This is a genomic window from Myxococcus sp. CA040A (genome assembly GCF_013336725.1).
In the GTDB taxonomy this organism is placed as follows: Bacteria; Myxococcota; Myxococcia; order Myxococcales; family Myxococcaceae; genus Myxococcus; species Myxococcus llanfairpwllgwyngyllgogerychwyrndrobwllllantysiliogogogochensis.
On sequence record NZ_JABUMR010000006.1, the window covers coordinates 336,588 to 356,943 of the forward strand.

Annotated in this window: 14 protein-coding genes; 8 read left to right on the forward strand and 6 right to left on the reverse strand. The window is 70.3% G+C overall.

Annotated features, from left to right (window positions below):
• Position 1: 1 nt before the first annotated feature.
• Both HUA75_RS27545 and HUA75_RS27550 read right to left on the reverse strand, forming a co-directional pair.
• Complete coding sequence (locus HUA75_RS27545; RefSeq protein WP_174488041.1) at positions 2-1,084, reverse strand: LpqB family beta-propeller domain-containing protein; 1,083 nt, start codon at positions 1,082-1,084, stop codon at positions 2-4.
• A gap of 25 nt (positions 1,085-1,109) precedes the next feature.
• Positions 1,110-2,738 carry an N-acetylmuramoyl-L-alanine amidase gene (locus HUA75_RS27550; protein WP_141644042.1) on the reverse strand — a complete coding sequence of 543 codons (1,629 nt, stop codon included), beginning with the start codon at positions 2,736-2,738 and terminating at the stop codon, positions 1,110-1,112.
• A 431-nt stretch (positions 2,739-3,169) separates the two neighbouring features.
• Here HUA75_RS27550 and HUA75_RS27555 point away from each other — a divergent pair, with 431 nt between their 5' ends.
• Positions 3,170-3,907, forward strand: coding sequence for a metallophosphoesterase (locus HUA75_RS27555; protein WP_141644043.1), 738 nt, complete (start codon positions 3,170-3,172; stop codon positions 3,905-3,907).
• Between the two features lie 165 nt (positions 3,908-4,072).
• On the forward strand, positions 4,073-4,654 hold the full coding sequence (locus tag HUA75_RS27560) for a TIGR02265 family protein (RefSeq protein WP_141644044.1): 582 nt from the start codon (positions 4,073-4,075) through the stop codon (positions 4,652-4,654).
• Here HUA75_RS27560 and HUA75_RS27565 read toward each other — a convergent pair whose 3' ends face one another.
• Both HUA75_RS27565 and HUA75_RS27570 read right to left on the reverse strand, forming a co-directional pair.
• A complete protein-coding gene (locus tag HUA75_RS27565) occupies positions 4,655-5,692 on the reverse strand; it encodes a hypothetical protein (protein WP_141644045.1) in 1,038 nt (345 codons plus the stop codon).
• Between the two features lie 563 nt (positions 5,693-6,255).
• Positions 6,256-8,181: a potassium transporter Kup gene (locus HUA75_RS27570; RefSeq protein WP_141644046.1), complete on the reverse strand. Its 1,926-nt coding sequence runs from the start codon at positions 8,179-8,181 to the stop codon at positions 6,256-6,258.
• A 265-nt stretch (positions 8,182-8,446) separates the two neighbouring features.
• Between HUA75_RS27570 and HUA75_RS27575 the strand changes: the two genes are divergently transcribed.
• The gene (locus HUA75_RS27575; RefSeq protein WP_174488042.1) at positions 8,447-11,155 is read left to right on the forward strand and encodes a GAF domain-containing protein; all 2,709 of its coding nucleotides are present in this window, start codon (positions 8,447-8,449) and stop codon (positions 11,153-11,155) included.
• Between the two features lie 15 nt (positions 11,156-11,170).
• On the opposite strand, the gene HUA75_RS27580 is transcribed toward HUA75_RS27575, so the two are convergent.
• Positions 11,171-11,716, reverse strand: a complete 546-nt coding sequence (locus tag HUA75_RS27580; protein WP_141644048.1) for a hypothetical protein — start codon at positions 11,714-11,716, stop codon at positions 11,171-11,173.
• A 165-nt stretch (positions 11,717-11,881) separates the two neighbouring features.
• Positions 11,882-13,915 (reverse strand): alpha/beta fold hydrolase, encoded by a 2,034-nt coding sequence (locus tag HUA75_RS27585; protein ID WP_174488043.1) that lies wholly within the window; start codon positions 13,913-13,915, stop codon positions 11,882-11,884.
• Between the two features lie 211 nt (positions 13,916-14,126).
• Here HUA75_RS27585 and HUA75_RS27590 point away from each other — a divergent pair, with 211 nt between their 5' ends.
• From HUA75_RS27590 to HUA75_RS27610, 5 genes are all read left to right on the forward strand, one after another.
• Positions 14,127-15,590: a DUF4397 domain-containing protein gene (locus tag HUA75_RS27590; protein WP_174488044.1), complete on the forward strand. Its 1,464-nt coding sequence runs from the start codon at positions 14,127-14,129 to the stop codon at positions 15,588-15,590.
• 108 nt (positions 15,591-15,698) lie between these two features.
• Entirely contained in the window at positions 15,699-16,913 is a 1,215-nt protein-coding gene (locus HUA75_RS27595) for a chromosome condensation regulator RCC1 (protein ID WP_174488045.1), read from the forward strand.
• A gap of 13 nt (positions 16,914-16,926) precedes the next feature.
• Positions 16,927-17,613 (forward strand): RNA polymerase sigma factor, encoded by a 687-nt coding sequence (locus tag HUA75_RS27600; RefSeq protein ID WP_174457066.1) that lies wholly within the window; start codon positions 16,927-16,929, stop codon positions 17,611-17,613.
• Positions 17,614-17,630: 17 nt separating this feature from the next.
• The gene (locus HUA75_RS27605) at positions 17,631-18,485 is read left to right on the forward strand and encodes a hypothetical protein (protein ID WP_174488046.1); all 855 of its coding nucleotides are present in this window, start codon (positions 17,631-17,633) and stop codon (positions 18,483-18,485) included.
• Between the two features lie 29 nt (positions 18,486-18,514).
• Positions 18,515-20,251 (forward strand): caspase family protein, encoded by a 1,737-nt coding sequence (locus HUA75_RS27610; protein ID WP_174488047.1) that lies wholly within the window; start codon positions 18,515-18,517, stop codon positions 20,249-20,251.
• Positions 20,252-20,356: the final 105 nt, after the last annotated feature.

Below are 20,356 nucleotides of genomic sequence, written 5' to 3' on the forward strand. Positions count from 1 at the left end.
CCTAGCGGCGCGCCACCCAGCGAGGAAGCCAGTCCGGCGCCTTCGCGGTGGTGAGCCGCGTCTGGCCGCTGCCATCGGCGCGCATGAGGTACACGTCCGTGTTGCCCTCGCGCTCCGACGTGAAGGCCAGGTACTTCCCGTCAGGACTCCACGCCGGCATGTCGTCGCGGTGCGTTCCGTCCGTCAGCGCCACCGGCGCGCCTCCCGCCACCGGAACCATCCAGAGGCGACTGAGTCCCTCGGGCGCGCGGCTCACGTAGACCAGACGCTGTCCGTCCGGGCTGAAGGCCGGCTCGCGCTCGTCGCCGGAGAAGCCGCTCCCCGACACCGCGCGCAGGTCCGAGCCATCCGGGCGCACCAGGTACAGCCGCTCCTTGTCCTCCCGGTCGCTGACGAAGACGAGCCACTGTCCATCCGGACTCCACAGCGGAGAGCGGTCCTCGCGGTGGAAGGCGGTGAGACGCCGCTCCTCCGTGCCGTCCGCCTTCGTCACGTAGATTTCAGGGTCGCCCTCGCGACTGCACACGAAGGCCACTTCCTTGCCGTCCGGCGAGATGGAGGGTTCGAAGCAGCCCTCCTTCACCTGTGTCAGCCGCACCTCCGGCGCGCCCTCGCGAGGCTCCAGGCGCACCAGGTCGCTGAAGCCCTGGGCATCCGACTCCGCCACGAGCCACGAGCCATCCGGCGCCCAGCTCGCGTTGCGCGCCCGGGCCCTGGGGGCATGCAGCGGCACCGCGTCTCCACCCGCGAGGGGTTGGACTCGGAGCTGCTGGAACTGAATCCCGCCCTGCTCGCGCACGGCCACCACCAGCAACGACTTCCCGTCCGGAGACACCGGGCCGGGGTAGTCGTCCTCCGGGCCTCGGGTGATTTGCGTCTCCGTCCCGTCGGGACCCACCTGCCACACGTCCTTCTGTCCCGCCCGCTCCGACAGGAAGACCACGACGCCCGGAATGGCGCGTGCCTCCTCCTTCGACAGCGGCCCGGTGCCCGACGCCCCGCCACACCGGCCGGAGCATCCGACGCCGAGCACGGCGAGCGCGGCAAGACTCCACCGCGCTCGCCACGGCCAGGAACGCGGCATCCGTTCTCGGCCTTGCTTCCTCACGTCATCGCACCCGGATGGCGTCCGCCATGACGACGTAGCCTTCGGTGGCCCAGCGGCTGAGCTTCACCTGGTTCCAGCCCGCGGCGAAGCTGTACGTGCCCAGGGCGACCCACGCGCCGCCGTTGGCCTGCTGGTTCACCGTCACCGTGCTGTCGCCACCCGTGTGGCTGATGATGAACGGCGCCGCCGCAGAGCGGTTGGTGCCGGCCACCCACCACCCGTCGATGGTCTTCGTGCCCGCGGACGCCATGTAGAAGTTGAACACCACCGGCTCGGAGATGGGCTGCGTGGAGGCGTAGTAGTAGCCGCTGCCGTAGTAGCCCGCGCTGGTGCCCGCCGCCCACGACGCCGGCACGTCCGTGCGCGCCTTGGTGGAGTCGTTGTTCGCGTTGTGGCTGTCCACGATGATGGTGCCCGTGGGCGTGCCGCCGTCACCGCAGTAGCTCTTGATCTTCGAGATGTAGCTGCTCCACGGCCAGTTCGGACCCGGGTCGGTGCGCGAGGACGGCTGGAGCCGGCCGTGCGCGACGATGTGGTAGCTGTCGCGAGTGATGCCCTGGCCCTTGGTGATGTCGCAGGACAGCTTCGCCGACGCGTCAATCTGGCCCGCCGGGAAGGACGACTGGCTGGCGAAACCGCCGTGCTCGATGCCCACCGAGAAGTGGTTCACCGACACGCCGTTGAGGCCGCAGTCCACGTTGCCGTTCAGGCTGCAGGCGTAGCTGGCGCCCACGTGCCAACCGCGGCTCGACTCGCGCACGAGCTGCGAAATCTCGCTGCCGCTCTCGTTGACGACGTAGTGCGCGCTCACGCCCGACGCGGAGTTGACCAGCCAACCCCAGCACCCGGCGTAGCCACCTTCACACGTGTGGATGACAATCATCGACACGTTGGTGCCCGCGGGACGGGCGTTGAAGTTGGGCGACGCGCGCCAGATGGAGGCCGCGTAGTCCGGGCCCGCCGCCAGCGCCTGCATCTTCGGCAGGGCGAACTTCGCCTCCACCTGGGCGCCGTCCAGCGACACCGCCACCTTGCCCTCGGGAGTGAACGCGCCCGCGCCCTCGCGCAGCGCCGCATACACGTCATTGTGGATGTAGTGCGCCTGCACGTCCGGGTCGGTGATGTCCGTCAACTGCACGGCGACCGGCGCCCACGCACCCAGGTCCGTCCGGTCGATGCCCGCCTCGGTGGCGTACTTCGACAGCAGCGCCGCGCCAGCGCGCAGGTTGGCCAGCCGGTCGTCACGCACGGCCTCGGCGGAGACACCCGCCAGCGCCGCGCCGTCCGTCACCTTGGCGCCGCGCAGGGCCAGCAGACCGAACGCCGCGGGGCGGCCCTCGAACTCCTCTTCACCCTTCACATGCTCCCAGCGCGTCTCCGTATAGGAGATGGCCTTGAGCAGGCTCACCGGAACGTCGAACTCCTTCGCCGCTTGCGCGAACAGCGCGTCCAGCTCCGTCGGCGTACGACGGGCCGCGTCCGCGACCGCGCGGGCCGCGTCATCCGCCGCGCCCGAGGGAACTTCCGTGGAAGCCGGGGGGGCCTCCTGCGGCGCCTCTGGCTGCGGTCCGCAGGCAGACAGGGCCAGGGCCGCGGCGGTGGCCGCGAACGTCTTGAACATCACGTGCATGGGGAGCTCCTTCGAGGGGGGTCAGCAGCTCTTCGGTCCGCCCCCGTCCACGGGAGCGGCGCAGCGCGGTCCCGTGAGCAGCATGCATGCCAGCCGCTCAATCCCCGCTTTTCACCCCTTCGCGCCCCCCAAGGTGGAGCATCCATGCTCCACCTCTCCGCCCTTCACCCCATTCCGAGAAATCCGACTGAACATTTCAACCCGTTGAAATGACTAGCACGCCCACATCAGGCCTACTTCCACTCACCCTCCGAATGGCCGCCATTGTCGCAGTGGCGCATTTCGAGACAGCCCCGGCGTAAACTGATTTTACGATAATTCTCGTATTCCTCGTCTTTTCGCATCGGGCCGGATTGAGGTTGGAAGACAGGGGGGCGGGGGCACGTGGAGTTCAGGGGCCCGGCGGTCGAATCATCCGCTATGAGGGGTGCATGCGGCTCTTCGGCATCGGCGACACCCATCTGCCCTCCACGCGACAGAAGGACATGCATCGCTTCGGATGGACGGACCACCCGCTTCCGCTCCAGCGCGCGTGGGACGACATGGTGCGGCCGGACGACGTGGTCATCGTCGCGGGAGACATCTCCTGGGCGACGCGCGCGCACGAGGTGATGGACGACCTGGCGTGGCTGGACGCGCGGCCGGGGCGCAAGCTGCTGGTGCGCGGCAACCACGACTACTGGTGGGGAGACTCGGCGTCGAAGCTGCGCAAGCTGCTGGAGCCGTTCCGCACGCTGGAGGCGTTCCTGCACAACAGCGCGGCGGTGATGGGGCCGTGGGTGATTGCCGGCACGCGGCTGTGGACGGCGCCCGAGGCGCCCCCCATGCCCGGCGGAGAGATGGGCGACGAGCCCGTCAACGACGGCTACGTGGAGCGGGAGACGCGCAGGCTCGCGGTCTCCATCGAGGACGCGAAGAAGAAGGAAGCGGCCAGCCCCATACCTCTGGTGCGAGTGGCCGCGGTGCACTTCCCTCCGCTGTACGCGAACGAGAAGCCCACGGCGTTCAGCGAGCCGATTGAAGCGTTCAAGCCGAAGGTCTGCGTGTACGGACACCTGCACTCGACGGGAATCCCGGCGGGGTTCACCGGGGAGCGCGCGGGTGTGCGCTACGTGCTGGCGTCGTGCGACGCGGCGGGTTTCAAGCCGATGCTGCTCGACGAGGTGTGAGCGGGAGGCGACCTGGAAGGGAGGCGACGGGCACCGGACGTGTCGAGTCGCCTCGCGACAGCGGATGCTCGCGCGAAGGGCCCTTCGCCTGCGTCCGCTCTGGCAGTGAGGCTAAGCTGAGCACGCTTCCGTCATCGGGGCCCGGACCGGAGCAGGAGCCGAGACATGCCGTCCAACAAAGCCGAGCTCGCCGCGCGCCTCGCGGCCACGCAACCTGGCGACGCGGTACGCGGACTGTTCTTCAAGGCGGTGTTCAGCCTCGTCCAGCAGAAGGCCGGACTGGCCACGCTGGAGAAGCTGCGCGTGGGAGACCTGGCGAAGGACTACTCCGACCTGCGCACCTATCCGGTGCAGGAGTTCATCAACCTCCTCTATGTCGCGGCGGACGCGCTCGAGCAGGAGATGGGGACCGAGAACGCCGTGTACCACGCGTGCGGCGAGTCCAACGTCACGCGCTACTCCACCGGCCCGGGGATGCTCATCTTCGGCATCATCTCCCGGGGAGACCCACAGAAGCTCTTCTCCGGGGCGCAGATGGGCTACAGCGCGGCCGTCACGTACGGCACCCGCGAGTATGTGACGACGGGGCCCAAGTCCGGCACGTTGCGCGTCCGCCGGGACATGCTGCCGCCCGCGTATCACGAGGGCATCCTCACCGGCGCGCTGAAGGTGCTGGGGCTCAAGGGCACGGCGAAGGCCCATCCGCAGGGCATCGACCGCGTGGACTACGACATCACGTGGGAGTGATTACTCCACGCGCTCGAAGGTGACGTCGAGCTCGGCGACGACGCGCTCGCCCACGGAGGCCTGGCAGGTGAAGACGTGGTCGGCGCCGTCGTGCGAGCGGCGCGCCGCGCCGAACACCACCGTCTGACCGGCGTACGCGAGGCTGTCCGCCTTGAGGTTCACGTTCTTGGCGAGCACGCGGGCCCAGGGCGCGCCTTCCAGCTTGCGCAGCAGCGTGGTCGCGACGCGCGTCATGCCGCTGGCGACGATGGCCACGGGCATCACCGGGTGCAGGGCGAAGTGGCCCTTGCACATGTCCACCGTCACGGGGCCCAGGGACGCGGTGAGGCTCTCACCGTCCGGGCGCCAGTCGCGCAGGGCCAGCGCCTTGCCGTACGGGTTCTGCCGCAGCCGCGCCCACTCCTCGGGGGTGCGCTGCACGTTGTCCTCGCGACGGGGCTCGCGGCGCATCTCCACCCGGGCCTCGCCGAACAGGCGGGTGAAGGCGGCGGCGGACAGCACGTTGTAGTCCACCTCCAGGCGGAACACCGGGGTGCCGTCCGGCGCGGACAAGAGCGTGCGCGCCGTGGCGGTGCGCTTGCCCGTGAAGCTCGCCTGCGCCAGGCCCCAGAGCAGGTCCGTGGAGCGCGCCATCGGCTCGCGGCGCAGCCACTCACCGCGCGCGCCACACGCCAGATAGAAGTGCTGGCCGTCCTTGGGCGTCACCAGCGCCGCGGCGCAGGAGCCGAGAATCGCCATGTGGCGCCCCGCCTCCGCGATTCCGATGAGGCCCGCTTCCGCGTCCGGGTCCTGCTGCACCGGGATGCGCGCCACCACCTCGCCCTGCCCCATCACCGTCACGTCCTTCAACGCGAAGTACGGGTCTCGCACGCAGATGCGCGGGTAGAGCTCCTGCGCGCTCAGCACCGTGTGCGGCGCCAGGTTCGACCAGTCGCGCAGCGGCTGTTCCGTCCAGGGCGTCACCACCGACGACGACGCGGAAGACGACAGACCGGAGGAGAGGATCGAGGCGGCGGCGTGGGGGGCGACGTCGAGCATGGTGGCTGACCTCAGTTCGGACACAGGGTTGTGCGCGACACCTGAAAGCACTGTAACCGAGCAGGCTTCCGCCAGTACAGAAATATTTCTGTCTGGTGAAAACATTCTCGCACCTGAGGGTCAGTTGTTGCCTGTGCGGCGGTAATTTTATGCCCAAGCAGGACAAAATCACCGATTCCATGTCACCAGGAGTGTGTCGAAAGACACCCAAAACCCACACGCAACGCGAAGCGTCAGGGCTCGCATGGGGTTCAACTCACCCCATTATCGCCCGAATCGTCGCCGTGTTTCCGCAGAGTTACACCGTCACTGGGTCCTCAGACGCAGTGCGTCTTTCCGGACACCGTAGGGAAAGTGATGGTGGACCGGCAGGATTCCAGTCCAGGCACCCATTCCAGGCCGGTGGAGGCCTTTTCCAGCGGGCGGGGGTTTTCCGCCGGGGGAATTTCCGGGGCATTTTCCGCCCGGGGCCTCACCTGTCGGGAGGCTCCCGGGCCGGAGCGACACCTGGAAGGAAGCCCGGCCCTCCGGGAGACGAAGGGCCGGGAAACCGCGGGCGTCGGCTACAGCTCCACCTGACTGCCCAGCTCCACCACGCGGTTGGGTGGAATCCGGAAGTAGGCGGTGGCGCTGCGGGCGTTGCGGCTCATCCACGCGAAGAGCGCCTCGCGCCAGACGGCCATGCCGGGCCGCTTGGTGGGAATCAGCGTCTCCCGTCCCAGGAAGAAGCTGGTGCCCATGAGCTGGAACTGGAGCCCCTTCTCCCGGCAGCGCTTGAGCACGTCCGGGATGCTGGGGTTCTCCATGAAGCCGTAGGTGGCGACGACGCGGACGAAGCCCTGCTCCAGGGGCTCCACCTCCACGCGCTCGGCCGCGGGGATGTGGGGCACGTCCTCCGACTGAATCGTCAGCAGCACCACCTGCTCGTGCAGCACCTTGTTGTGCTTCAGGTTGTGCAAGAGCGCCGGAGGCGTGCCGTCCGCGTTGCCCGTCATGAAGATGGCGGTGCCCGGCACGCGCACGGGCGGGTGGTCGCCGAAGCTGCCCAGCAGCTCCTTCAGGGGGATGCTCGAGGCGCGCAGCTTGGCGGCGAGGATGTCGCGCCCGCGCTTCCACGTGGTCATCAGCGTGAAGACCATGACGGCGAGCAGCAGCGGGAACCAGCCGCCGTCCGCCAGCTTCATCGCGTTGGCGCTGAAGAAGGCCAGCTCCACCGTGAGGAAGACGCCCGCCACCGGAATCGCCAGCTTCCGGCTGACGCCCCAGCGCTCGCGCGCGACGACGTAGGCCATGAAGGAGGTGATGACCATCGTCGTGGACACGGCGATGCCGTACGCGGACGCCAGCGCGCTGGAGGAGCGGAACGTCAGCACCAGGGTGAAGACCCCCGCCATCAGCGCCCAGTTGATGCCCGGCAGATAAATCTGGCCCATCTCCTCCGCCGAGGTGTGAACCACTTCCATGCGCGGGCTGTAGCCCAGCTGCATCGCCTGGCGCGTCAGCGAGAAGGCCCCGGAGATGAGCGCCTGCGAGGCGATGACACCCGCCACCGCGGACAGCGCCACCAGCGGGTACAACAGCCACGACGGGGCCAGCAGGAAGAAGGGGTTGCGCGCGGCGCTCGCGTCACGCAGCAGGAGCGCCCCCTGCCCCAGGTAGTTGAGCATCAGCGCCGGCAACACCACGAAGAACCAGGCCCGCTTGATGGGCTTCCACCCGAAGTGGCCCATGTCCGCGTAGAGCGCCTCGCAGCCCGTCACCACGAGGAACACGCCGCCCAGCACGAGGAAGCCGTGCCAGCCGTTGTGCACGAAGAGCATGAAACCGTGTGTGGGAGACAGCGCGCCCAGCACCGCGGGGTTGTGCACCAGCTCCTTCACGCCCAGCGCCGCCAGCGTGAAGAACCACACGCACATCACCGGGCCGAACACCGCGCCAATGCCCGCCGTGCCGTGCCGCTGCACCAGGAAGAGCACCACGAGGATGGCCAGGGTGATGGGGACGATGAACGGCTCGAACACGGGCGTGGCCACGCTGAGGCCCTCCACCGCGCTGAGCACCGTGATCGCCGGGGTGATGAGGCCGTCGCCATAGAGGAGCGCCGCGCCGAAGATGCCCAGGGTGATGAGCACCGGCCGGGCCGTGTGCGCCTGCTGTCCCTTCTGCCGCTGCATCACCAGCGCCATCAGCGCGAGGATGCCGCCCTCGCCCCGGTTGTCCGCCCGCATCACGAAGATGAGGTACTTCACCGAGACGATGATGAGCAGGGACCAGAAGATGAGCGACAGCACCCCCAGCACATTCTCGGGCGTGGGGTGGATGCCGTGCGGGCCGGTGAAGCACTCGCGCAGCGCGTAGAGGGGGCTCGTCCCGATGTCGCCGTAGACGATGCCCAGGGCCCCGAGGGCCAGGAGTGCCGTGCGCTTGAAGGTGTCGGGGCCTTCCCGAACCGCTTCGCCGCCCGGTACTCCGGTGGTGGTGGCTTTCACGGCCCTCCCTTTAGCCGAACCCCCAGGAGGAGCAATGGACGCGGAGACCACCTCCGTGGATTCGAACGCTCGGGTAGGTCCATGTACGACTAAATAGCCTTCGCCTGCCTCCACCCTTCGGTGTGCGACGGAGCGTGCGTCCAGAACGAACAGTCAGACCCGGGCGTATGTTGGTTGGCCATGGCGGAGGGCCCGTGGGGGCGTCGGGGGAATCCCCGGGGACTGCTCTCTCGTGCTCCCATGCTGCCTCGGGGGCACAAGGACCATGTCAGCATCCCGATACGGAGACGCGCGGCACTTCGGGGCCCACGCCCCGGAGGTGGAAGAGCGGCTGGCCCTGCTGGCGGAGGCGTCGCGGGTGCTGGCCGATGCCAGCCTGGAGCCTCCCGCCGTCATGGACCGCCTGTGCGCCCTGGTGGTGCCGCTGCTCGGCGCCGCCTGCACGCTGCGGCTCTTGTCCGAGGATGGACTCTGGCTGCGCACCGTGGCCTCGGCCGCCTCCACCCCCGAGGCGCGGCTGCTGTTCCAGACGCTCAGTCCTCCCGCGGTGCGCGCGGACGAAGGCCCTTCTCATGAGGTGCTGCGCACGGGCGAGGCGCTGTGGGTGCCCGACTCGGACCCGAAGGAGCTGCGCCGCCTGGTGCCCCCGCAGCAGCATGGGCTGCTGGAGGACTTCCCCTTCACCCGGCTGATGGTGCTGCCGCTGCGCGCGCGCGGACGGAGCCTGGGCACCCTCACCGTGTGGAAGGACCCGGCGGCGGCGCAGCCCGTCGAGGCCGGAGAGCAGTTGCTGCTCCAGGAGCTGGCGGACCGCGCCGCGCTCGCGCTGGACATCGCGCGCCTGTACGCGGCGGAGAAGCAGGCCCGGCAGGCGGCGGAGGTCGCCGCGGGTCGACTGGCGAGACTCCAGCGGGTGACGGCGGAGCTGTCCCAGGTGCTCTCGGCGGAGCGCGTGGCGGAGGTCATCGTCGAGCAGGGCGTGGAGGCGGTGGGCGCTGCGCGCGGCGCGCTGTGGCGGCTGGAGGCCGGGAACGCGCGGCTCCTGAGGTGCACGGGCTACGAGGACCCCCGGTCCTTCATGGAGGCCTTCGGTGTGCTGCCCCTGGAGGGACGCACGCCCATGACGGAGGCGCTGCTGGAGGCGCGCCCGGTGTGGCTGGAGTCACCCGAGGAGCTGTCGGACCGCTATCCCGAGGTGGACGAGCAGCGTCACCGCGTGGTGCGCAAGCCCGCGCCCGCGTCGGTGTGCCTGCCGCTGCTCGTGGAGGGCCGCGCGCTGGGGGTGCTGCTGTTCGCCTTCTCCGAGGCGCGCGTCTTCGACCCGGACGAGCGCGCCTTCCTGGAGCTCCTGGCCCACCACGGCGGGCAGGCGGTGGCGCGAGCGCGACTGCTGGAGCAGGAGCAGCGCTCCCGCGCGGAGCTGGCCGAGGCCAACGAGCGACTGGCGGCCATCATCCAGGCCTCCCCCGCCTCCATCCTCCTGGTGGACATGGACGGCACGGTGCGGATGTGGAACCCGGCCGCGGAGCGCATCTTCGGGTGGAAGGCGGAGGAGGTGCTCGGCACCGTGCTGCCGGTGGTGCCCGAGGGCAAACACGAGGAGTTCCGCCGCAACCTCGAGAAGGCCGGCCGGGGCGAGTCGCTGGGCGGCGCGGTGATGCACCGCAAGCGCAAGGACGGCACGCCGCTGCAGGTGGCGCTGTGGACGGCGCTGGTGCAGCCCGCCGCCGGCGGCCCGGAGCAGGTGCTGAGCATGGCGGTGGACGTCACCGAGCGGCAGCGCAGCGAGGCCGCGCAGCGCTTCCTCGCCGAGGCGGGGGGAGTCCTCGCCACGAGCCTGGAGCAGGAGGAGACACTGGAGCGCGTGGCGCAGTTGGCGGTGCCGTCCTACGCGGAGTGCTGCGGCCTGTTCCTCGCGGACGAGGACGGCGCGGTGAAGTGCGTGGCCGCGGCCCATGCGAGCGCGGAGTATCACGCGATGGACGGACAGCCCTCGCCGGGCCTGCTCGTCGTCGCCCGGGTGGTGGCCTCCGGCGAGGCGGAGCTGCGCACGGGGCTGAGCGAGGACGCGCCGGAGTGCGTGCGTCCCCCCGACGCGGGCGGCTGCTGCGCGTGGCTGTGCGTGCCGCTCCAGGTGCGGGGACAGACGCTGGGGGCGCTGAGCTTCGTCACCTCTCGGCGGGACTACGACGCGCAAGACCTGGCGCTGGCGCAGGAGCTGGCACGCCGCGCGGCGCTCGCCATCGACAACGCGCGCCTGTACCGCGAGGCGCGTCAGGCCATCCGGCTGCGCGAGGAGTTCCTCTCCATCGCCAGCCACGAGCTGAAGACACCCATCAGCGCGCTGCAGCTCCAGGTGCACAGTCTGCTCACGAGCCTGAAGCGCTCACCCTCTGGCGTGACGCCGGAGCGACTGGAGCGCGCGCTGGGCGTCGTGGACCGACAGGTGAAGCGGCAGACGCGGCTCATCCACGAGCTCCTGGACGTGTCCCGCATCAGCGCCGGGCGCCTGGAGCTGAGCCTGGAGCCGTTGGACCTGGTCATGCTGGTGCGCGAGGTGGTGGAGCGCTTCGAGCCGGAGCTGGAGCGCACGGGCACTCGACTGGAATTGCAGCTGGCGCCGGAAGCAGCGGGGCTCTGGGACAAGTTGCGAATCGACCAGGTGCTGACGAATCTGGTGAGCAACGCGATGAAGTACGGGCGCGGCAACCCGGTCCTCGTGGTGATGACGACGGGCGAGGCCACGGTGCGCTTGGAGGTGCGCGACGGCGGCATCGGCATTGGCGAGGAGCACCTGTCGCGGCTGTTCCACCGCTTCGAGCGCGCCGTGTCCGAACGCAACTACGGCGGCTTCGGCCTGGGCCTGTGGATTTCGCGCCAGATTGTGGAGGCCATGGGCGGCCACATCACCGTGCGCAGCGAGCTGGGCGTGGGCTCCACCTTCAGCGTGGAGCTGCCACGCACGCGCGGCTGAGGCCGCGCCCCGGACTCACAACGCCAGCAGCAACAGGGTGACCTTCTCCTCGGGGCTCGCCGCGAGGAACTCGTCCGGCAGCCAGACCTCCGACTCGGGCACCGTCGCCATGTCGCAGCTGCGCTTGCCCGCGTAGGAGCGCCCCGGCTCCCGCGCCTTCAGCCGGTACGTGCAGTCCCGGATGTAGATTTTCATCTCGTCCGGGGTGAGCTTCACGCTCGCCGGACGCCCACCGAAGCCGCCCTCGGCCTCCAGCGTGTCGCCGTCCCGCTTCACCTTGAGGTTCACCAGGGCGCTGCCCAGCGAGCCCCTCACCTCGCCGTCCTTGAGCTTCACGTCCACGACGCCCAGGTACGTCCGCCCCCGCAGGCCACCGGGTGTCCGCGCGACCTGGAAGTCCTGGCCCGTCACCTCGTCGGCCGTCATCACCAGGTTGTACTGCTCACGAGCGATTCGCAGGTTGATGGCGTCCTGCTTGGGCGCGGATACCGCGGCCCCCGCCCCCAACACCACCGCCGCCACCAGCACACCCCGCCGCAGCGGGCTCAGAAAGCGTTTCATCGGGAAAGCTCCTTGGCCTGGATGACCAGTCCATGAACGTCACTCTGTGCACCGCATACCGCGACGCCATGCGCCGTGACGCAACCCCCTGGATTTGCATTCAACGCGAGCAGCCACGCGGCCTGCTCGCTCCTCCCCCAGGGGTACGCCTGTGTCGCCCCTCGCCTACTTCGTGCCCGTGGCCTCGGGACTCCTGGGCGCGCCCAGGTGCTTCTCGAAGAACATCATCGTCGTCATCTGCGCGGAGTCGCGGTTGGCCTTCTTCTGGAAGCCGTGGCCCTCGTCGGTGGCCAGCATGTACCAGACGTCCGGTGAGCGCTGGCGCACCGCCTGGACAATCTGCTCCGCCTCCGACTGCGGCACGCGCGGGTCATTGGCCCCCTGCTGCACGTAGAGCGCCGCGCGAATCCTGGCCACCGAACCCAAGGGGGAGATGCGCTCCTGCACCTTGCGCACCGCCGGGTCTCGCTCGTCGCCGTACTCCGCGCGCCGCAAGTCACGTCGGTACGCCTGCGTGTTCTCCAGGAAGCTGGGCAGCGAGGAGATGCCCACCACGTCCACCGCCGCCTTGAAGCGCTCCGGATAGAAGGCCACCGACGCCAGCGTCATGTAGCCACCGTAGGAGCCGCCGGAGACGCCCACGCGCGAGGCATCCAGCTCCTTGCGCGAGGCGATGAAGTCCAGCGTCGCGCCGATGTCCGCGAGGCTCTGCTCGCGCTTCACGCCGTCATCCATGGCCCGGTACGCCTTGCCGTAACCCTCCGAGCCGCGCACGTTGGGCACCAGCACCGCCATGCCCAGCTCCGTCGTGGCGAACTGCGCGAAGGTGCTGAACAAGGGCAGGCTCTGCCCCTCCGGGCCTCCGTGGAAGCTGACGATGACGGGCACCTTCCCCGTCGCGCCACGGGGCAGGTAGAGGAACGCCGGCACCTGCACGCCGTCCGTGGACGGGTAGCGCACCAGCACCGGTTCCACGAAGGTGTTCGTGTCCAACCCGCCCACCTCCGAGCGCGTCCACCGCGTCGGCTTGCGCGACTTCAAGTCCACCGTCCACACGTCCATGGGGCTCTTCGCGTCCCCCACCGTCAGGGCCAACAGGTCCGAGCGCTTCAGCGGGAAGCCGATGCCGAACGCCACGCCCTTCGGCAGCGAGTCCAGAGGCGCCAAGGCCTTCGTGCGCGTATCCAGCAGCGACACCTTGGTGAAGCCGTCTTCGTTGAAGGCGACCGCCAGCTTGCGGCCATCCGGCGAAAGGGCCAGGTCCGTCACGTTCCACTTCACGGCCTTCGTCAGCGACTCCGGCGCGGAGGTGAGCGGCGCCTTGTCCAGGTCCACCCGGTACAGCTCCGCGAAGTCGCTGTAGCGGTCCGTCGCCAGGTACACGCTCTTGCCGTCATGCGCGAAGACGACGGAGGTGATGCCGCCCTTGCCCTCCTGGGGCGTGATTCGCTGACGCGCGCCGGAGGCCACGTCCACCACGTACAGGTCCGCGTCGTCGACGGCGCGCTCCTGCGCCACCAGCAGCTTCGCGCCGTCGTTCGAGAACGCTATCGGCGCCCAGGAGCCCTCCAGCTCCGTGAGGCGACGGGCCTGACGCGGCTGCGCGGTGGGCGCCACGTACACGTCCGTGTCCTTGCCGTTGCGGCCCGTGCCGCCGTACGCCAGCCACCGCCCATCCTGGGAGACCTTCACGTCCGAGTGCCGGCTCTTCCCATCCGTCAGCAGCTCCGAGCGCCCTGTACGCCTGTCCAACCGGAACACCTGGAAGAACTCCCCGCCGCCCTTGTCCTGCAGGAAGTAGATGACGTTCGAATCACCGGGCTGGAAGAGCGCCCTGTTGATGGGCTCCCTGGCGAAGGTGAGCTGCGTGCGCGCGCCCATGGGCATCTCCACCAGGTGGAGCTGATTGGTGTCCGCGAAGCGCGTGGTGATGAGCAACTGCTTGCCGTCATCACTGGTGTCCAGGAGCGCCGCGGAGCGGGCCTCCAGGTACTGCTCCATTCGCTGACGGAGCGCCTCCGGCACCGTCGGCACGTTGCTCACCCACAGGTTCGGCTGGCCGGGCAGCGGTGCGATTCCTGGCACCTGCGAGGGCTTGCTGGCGGAGGCCTGGGCCTTGGGGGCCTGTGCCGCCGGAGCGGGCGCGGGCGCCTGCGCGGCGAGCAGGGACACGACGAGAGGAAGCAGTCCAGGGTTCATGGTGCGCGCACGCTAGCAGCAGCGCTCCGGCTGTCGCGCCCGCGCCGCGTCATTCCACCACCTGCCCGGCGACTGCTCGCGGGTGGACAGTCATTCGACGCACCGTGCCGGACACACGGTACCAACCAGGTTTCACGGCTCGTTCCGTAAGGGCCCTCCGAAGACACGGTCGCGCTCCCCATGGGCGACGGCCACACCCCTGGAGTGGAACATGGCGAAGAGCCCTTGGAGTCGTCATCGCAGCATCACCGCGGCGCTCGCCGCCACGCTGTCCACGCTCGTGGCCTGCGGCGAGGACGAGACGCCGCCCGACCAGACGCCATCCAACCAGGCGAAGCTGCGCGTCATCCACGCGTCATCGGACGCCCCCGCCGTGGACATCTACGCGGAAGGCCAGTCCACGCCGCTCTTCACCAACGTGAAGTACGGTGACGCCACCGCCTACGCCACCGTGCCGGCGGGCACGTACAACGTCCAGGTGCGCGCGGCGGGAGCGCTGGCCTCGTCCGCGCCCGTCTACTCCACCGGTCCGCTCGTGCTCGGCACGGGCCACACCGTGAGCGCGGTGGCCGCGGGGCTGCTCGCCTCCACCGACGCGACGAGCGCCTTCCGCGTGCTGCCCCTCACCGAGGGCTTCAACCCTCCCGCCGACGGCAAGACGCGGGTGCGCATCGTCCACGCGGGCGCGGACGCGCCCACCGTCTCCATCGACGTGGGGGATGACGGCTCCTCTGAAATCACCGGCCTGCAGCGCTTCCAGGACACAGGGGCCACGGGCGTGGAGCTGCCCTCCGGACAGGCGCTCCAGGTGGGCATCCGCGCGGCCAACCAGCGGGTGACGGCCTTCACCGTGCCCGCCCTGCCCTCGCGTGGGGAGGTGTTCGTCATCGCCACCGGACAGCTTTCCCAGAAGCCGAGCGCCGCGGGGGGCTTCGGCCTGCTGGCCGCGGGTGTCGGACTGGTCCGCCAGAATCCCGTCGTCTATGCGCTTCACGCTTCGCCGGACGCGCCCGCCGTGGACCTCTTCCTGGGCAACACGGAACTTGTGAACAACCTCGCCTTCGGCCAGCTCTCGGCTTCCCTCCAGGTGCCTCCTGGCAGCTACACGCTGGACTTCTTCGCCTCCGTGCACGGCGGCACGCGTCCCGCGGGTGCCCCCGTCGCCTCCCGGACCACGCCCGCGCTGGTCGCCGGGGAGTCCTATCTGACGGTGGCCTCGGGCTTCCTCAGTCCGGACCTGGCGGACCCGACGGGCGCCCCCTTCGAGCTGCTCGCGTTCTCCGAAGGCTTCACCGCCGATGCGAGCAACGTGCGGCTGCGGCTGGTGCATGCCTCGCCCGACGCGCCGATGGTGGACGTGTCCCCACTGGAGGGTGGGCTCGTCCCGGCGCACGCGGCCTACAACGACGTTCCCTATCGACTCGCCTCCGCGCCGGAGGGCCTGTCGCTGCCCGACCTCCAGGTGTACGTGGGCGTGGCGGCCTCGGCGGCGTCCAGTCGCTCGCCGACGGCGCGCTTCCAGGTGCCCTTCGGGTTCTTCGCGGGCCGGGGCGTCTTCGCGGTGGCCGCGGGCGCCCTCTCCCCCAGGCCTGGCATCGATGCGGGCTTCCGGCTGGTGACGGTGGACACGAGCACTTCACCGTGGAGCGCACTCAATCTCTTCCCGCTGCCGTAACGTTCCCCTGGCTCATTCGTTCAAGGAATACCCTGTTCAAAGGGCGGGCGCCGCGGAGCCACTTTCTCCGCGGCGCCCGCCTGTCTCTTTTCTTGAGAGTCGAGTCCCATGAAGCGTCGCGTTGGCCTCCTCGTGCTGCTCCTCGCGTCGACCAGCGCGTGCCTGGACCCCATCCGGAGCACCACGGCCGAGGACTGCGACGAGGACGTCGCCGCCTGCCCCGACACCGACACCGAGCAGCGGGGCCTGGCCCGGCAGGTGTCGGTGGGCAGCCAGCATGCATGCGCGCTGCTGGAGACGGGCGGCGTGCGGTGCTGGGGCGGAGTCGGGCTGGTGGGGGATGGGACGCGCGCGCTGCGGGCCCAGGCGGTGGACGTGCGGGGGCTGGGCTCGGGCGTGCTCGCGCTCGCCGTCGGGGGACAACACACCTGCGTGGTGGTGGAGGGGGGCACCGTGCGCTGCTGGGGGGACAACTCCCTGGCACAGCTCGGCAACAACACCACGATGGCCGCACTGGAGCCGGTGGATGTGCCGGGCGCGGGCACCAACGCGGTGACGGTGGTGTCGGGGCTGGGGCACTCCTGCTCGCTGCACGCGGGGGGACAGGTGATGTGCTGGGGCGAGAACAACCTCTTCCAGCTCGGCGGAGCGTACGCGGGGAAGGCGCCCAGGCCCGTGCCCGTGCTGGGACTTCCCGCCAACCTCACGGTGCTCGCGTCGGGCGCCAACCACACCTGCGCCGCCACCGCCGATGGAGAGGCGTGGTGCTGGGGCGACAACACGTACGGCGCGCTGGGCAATGGCCTCGCCAATCCCACGCCCGAGCCTGGGGCGGTGCGGGTGAGGGGCCTGAGCGGGCCGGTGCGCGCGCTGACTGCGGGCCTGAGCCACACCTGCGCGCGCGTGGGCATGGGCGACCTCGAGTGCTGGGGATTCAATCGCGAAGGGCAGTTGGGGGATGACACCGCGCTGGACAGCGTCACGCCGGTGCGGCCGGTGGGGCTGTCGTCGACCATGCGGCAGGTGCGCGCGGGCAATTCCTTCACCTGCGCGCTGGACGCGGAAGGTCGCGTGCGGTGCTGGGGACTCAATGGCGACGGACAGCTGGGGGATGGAACGCGCATCCACCGCGCGGCGCCCGTGGAGGTCACGGCCCTGGGCGACGACGTCGTGGACCTGTCGGCCGGAGCGACGAGCACCTGCGCGGTGATGCGGGATGGACAGGTGCGGTGCTGGGGCGCGAACGCCTTGGGCCAGTTGGGTGATGGGACGCAGTCGGACCGCGTGGAGCCGGCCGTGGTCCAGGGGCTTGGGGCCCCCTGAGAGGGAGGACGGCATGTCACTGTTGAGGGAAGACCCGCTGTTGCTGGAGGCCTTTCGCCGGGGAGAGCCGGGGGCGTTGACCCGCGTGTACCGGGCCTACTCCGGGCACGTGGCGCGGTTCCTGTCGCGCACGTACGTGTCGCGCGGACCTGGGGGCCTGGCGCGCGTGGGGCCGTTGGATTTGGAGGCTGCGCACCAGGAGACCTTCGTGCGCGCATTCCGCGAGCAGGCCCGGCTCACTTATGACGGCGTGCGGCCGTACTCCATCTGGCTCAACGCGCTGGCGCGGCAGGCGGCGGTGGATGTGCTGCGGGCGGCAGGGCGCATCGCTCGCGAGGCGGTGGCGCTGGATGACACGCCGACGGCGGAGCGGCTGGCCAGCAACGCTCCTTCGCCCGAGGACCGCGCGCTGGAAGCAGAGACGCGCGAATTGGTGCACCGCTTCCTCGCGGGACTCGACGAGGCGACCCGTCGTCTCGCGGACCTGCGCTTCGTGCAGGGCCTGTCCCAGGAGCGCGCGGGGCTGGTGCTGGGATTGTCCCGACAGGAGCTGCGGACGCGCGAGACGAAGCTGCGCCGCGCGATGACCGACTTCCTCCTCAACGAAGGCTGGCTCACCGCTGACTCGCCCGATGCATTGCCCTCCGCCGCCGCCACGGCCGCGGTGCTGGCGCTCCTCTTCCCCCTCTTCGTGCCTTGATTCGAGTGAGTTCCCCCATGGCCCTGTTCACCCAGCACGTGGACCGACAGCTCGTCCACCTCGCCAACGAGGGCGTCCTGCCTCCTCGCCAGTGGAGCCGCGTGCTGCGTCATGCCCGCGGCTGCGCGCGGTGTGGAGCGCGCTACGAGCGGGTGATGAACCTGCGCCGCATGTTCGCCAGCGACACCGTCACCGTGCCCACCCCGGGGGAGCTGGCGTCGCTCGAGTCGCGCGGGCTGCCCTCGGTGCTCGCCACCGTGGAGAGGGAGTCGTCGACCGAGTCCTCGGGACAGGCAGCGCGAGCGGACCGGCTGCACAAGGACCTGAGGGAGCCGTGGAGCCTGGCGCGGAGGCTGTGGGCCCGGGTGCTTCAGGCGTGGAACTCGCCGTCGCTGGGGCATGTGGGCGGCGCGTGGGTGGTCAGCTTGATGGCGGCGGCGGGACTGCTGTGGCTGAGCCTGCCGAGCGACACGACGGAGTGGGGCGCGCGCGGCGAGGGACAGGGCGCGACGGTGCTGCGACTGTTCTGCGTGCCAGCGGAAGCGGAGCTTCGGGAGGTCCGAGGTCAGGGCGACTGTCCCGCCGGCGCGGCGCTGGCCTTCGCGGCCGGGGCACGTGCGCCCTACACGCATGTCGTGGTGACGGTGCGCACCGACAAGGGGCTGAAGGTGGAAGGACCATTCGAGGTGAAGGCGTCTCCGGGCGCGGAGGCGGCGCTGGACCTCACGCCGAGACTGCCCGACACGGGAGAGGTGGAGCTGACCGCCGTGTTCGCGAGCAGTGCGTCCGACGCGCTCGCCGCCGCGCGCGGAGAACCCGTCCGAGACGCCGTGCGCGTGCAGCATCGCGTCCGCATTGCGGGGAAGCCATGAGCCACGGCTGTGTTCGCGGAAGGAACACCATGAGACCCAGCACGGTTCCGGTGCCCAGCGGTGTCGTCGTCCTGTGGCTCGCCTGCTGCGCGACGGTGTCCCTCGCCGAGCCGGCGACCTCATCCTCGGGACCACCTCCGGTGCGGCGAGCCCTGGTCGTCGCCTACAACGGAAGCGACTCCCCGGGCATGCCGCCATTGCGCTACGCGGACGATGACGGCGTGCGCTGGATGGAGACACTCCAGCGGCTGGGCGTAGAGGTGGTGCTGCTCACCGTCGCCGATGCCGACACCGCCGAGGCGGAGCGTGAGCGATTGACGGGGGTGCGCGTGCCCACGCTCGCCGCGCTCGATGAAGCCGTGGCCTCGCTGGCCCAGCTCAACGCGGCGGACCGCGCCGCCGGACGCACCGTGGACTTCCTGTTCGTCTACGTAGGCCATGGGCGCACCGGTGAGTCCGCGCGCGCCTACCTCACGCTCGCCGACGGCAGACTGGACCAGGAGGGCCTGTACACCCGGGTCGTGGAGCGACTCGAGGCGGACTACGTCCACCTGCTCGTGGATGCCTGCCACGCGGCTGGCGTCGTGGGCAGCCGGGGCGCCGACCCGCTGGTGCTCCGCAGGTTGCGACGCGCGCTGGAGCAGGAGCAGCTCGCGGGCCACCCCAGCGTGGGCGCCATCTTCGCGGAGAGCAACGAAGGCGAGACGCATGAGTGGTCTCGCATCCGCGCGGGTGTCTTCAGCCATGCGGCTCGCTCGGCGCTGCTGGGTGGCGCGGACGTCAACGGTGACGGGCAGGTCGAGTACAGCGAGCTCGACGCCTTCGTCGCCGCCGCCATCCGGGGCGTGAAATCTCCGCAGGCGAGGCTCGCGCTGCGCACCTTCCCGCCGATGCTCAATCCCTCGCGCGCGCTCATCGGCCCCATTCCAGAGGGTCCCCGCCTCGACCTTCCGGCGACGCCCGGGGGCGCGCGCATCTCCGTGGAGGACACGAATGGCGTGCGCCTCGCGGATGCGCATCAGTCCGAGGGAGAGCCCCTGGTCCTCGCGTTGCCGAAGCGCGACGCGTACTGGTTGCGTACGCCCGGGGGTGAGGCCCGTGTGCGGCTCGCGGACCTGAAGGCCAGACGACTGCCCCGTCCCTCTCCTCCCGAGGTGGCCCAGCGCGGCGCCGCCGAGGAGAGCCTGCTCCAGGGCCTCTTCGCCCTCCCCTTCGGGCGCGATTTCTACGAGGGCTATGTCGCCTCGGCGGGAGGGCCCATCGTGGACTTCTCCAACCCGGTGACACCCGGGGACCCGTCGAGCCTGCCGCACTCCCTGGGGCTGGAGGTGGGCCTCACGCTCGGCGCTCCGCCACTGGGAGGTCGTGGTGTGGCACGCGGACTGTCGCTGGCCTGGCGCGTGCCGGGCCCCGGCATCGTCCGGTGGGGCGCGCGGGCCAGTTACTCGCTCGCACCGGATGCGTGGGTGGACAAAGCCACGCTTCAGCGCGTGTCCGTGCTGGCCATGGGCGGACTGAACGGCCGAGGCACGCTGGCCCCGTTCGCGGAGGTGGGCGTGGGCTGGTTGATGACGGTGGTGGACAAGCCCGGCCGCAGAGAAGGCGACTCGCTGGGTCTGTCCGCGCGCGCCGCCGCGGGCCTGCGCTGGAGGGCGGGCGACTTCGCCGTGCGAGGCGCGCTGGGCATGGACCTCGACGGTGTCCGGGTGGATGGGCACCGTCGCGGACACTGGATTCCCGGCGTGGAGCTGGGGCTGGAGCGCTGAACGTCCCACCGTCCACGCGGTGCGCGGCACGCTGTGAACGCCGTTGACAGTGGCGCCTTCGCGCCCGCTCAAGTCCCTGGAATCAGGCCCGTGCATCCCTGGCAG

Bases quoted from the DNA above. Each gene is read 5' to 3' on its own strand.
- HUA75_RS27600 (WP_174457066.1), top strand. From the start codon at position 16,927: ATGTCACTGTTGAGGGAAGACCCGCTGTTGCTGGAGGCCTTTCGCCGG.
- HUA75_RS27560 (WP_141644044.1), top strand. From the start codon at position 4,073: ATGCCGTCCAACAAAGCCGAGCTCGCCGCGCGCCTCGCGGCCACGCAA.
- HUA75_RS27610 (WP_174488047.1), top strand. From the start codon at position 18,515: ATGAGACCCAGCACGGTTCCGGTGCCCAGCGGTGTCGTCGTCCTGTGG.
- HUA75_RS27595 (WP_174488045.1), top strand. From the start codon at position 15,699: ATGAAGCGTCGCGTTGGCCTCCTCGTGCTGCTCCTCGCGTCGACCAGC.
- HUA75_RS27575 (WP_174488042.1), top strand. From the start codon at position 8,447: ATGTCAGCATCCCGATACGGAGACGCGCGGCACTTCGGGGCCCACGCC.
- HUA75_RS27590 (WP_174488044.1), top strand. From the start codon at position 14,127: ATGGCGAAGAGCCCTTGGAGTCGTCATCGCAGCATCACCGCGGCGCTC.
- HUA75_RS27550 (WP_141644042.1), bottom strand. From the start codon at position 2,738: ATGCACGTGATGTTCAAGACGTTCGCGGCCACCGCCGCGGCCCTGGCC.
- HUA75_RS27555 (WP_141644043.1), top strand. From the start codon at position 3,170: ATGCGGCTCTTCGGCATCGGCGACACCCATCTGCCCTCCACGCGACAG.
- HUA75_RS27605 (WP_174488046.1), top strand. From the start codon at position 17,631: ATGGCCCTGTTCACCCAGCACGTGGACCGACAGCTCGTCCACCTCGCC.
- HUA75_RS27565 (WP_141644045.1), bottom strand. From the start codon at position 5,692: ATGCTCGACGTCGCCCCCCACGCCGCCGCCTCGATCCTCTCCTCCGGT.
- HUA75_RS27580 (WP_141644048.1), bottom strand. From the start codon at position 11,716: ATGAAACGCTTTCTGAGCCCGCTGCGGCGGGGTGTGCTGGTGGCGGCG.
- HUA75_RS27585 (WP_174488043.1), bottom strand. From the start codon at position 13,915: ATGAACCCTGGACTGCTTCCTCTCGTCGTGTCCCTGCTCGCCGCGCAG.
- HUA75_RS27545 (WP_174488041.1), bottom strand. From the start codon at position 1,084: ATGCCGCGTTCCTGGCCGTGGCGAGCGCGGTGGAGTCTTGCCGCGCTC.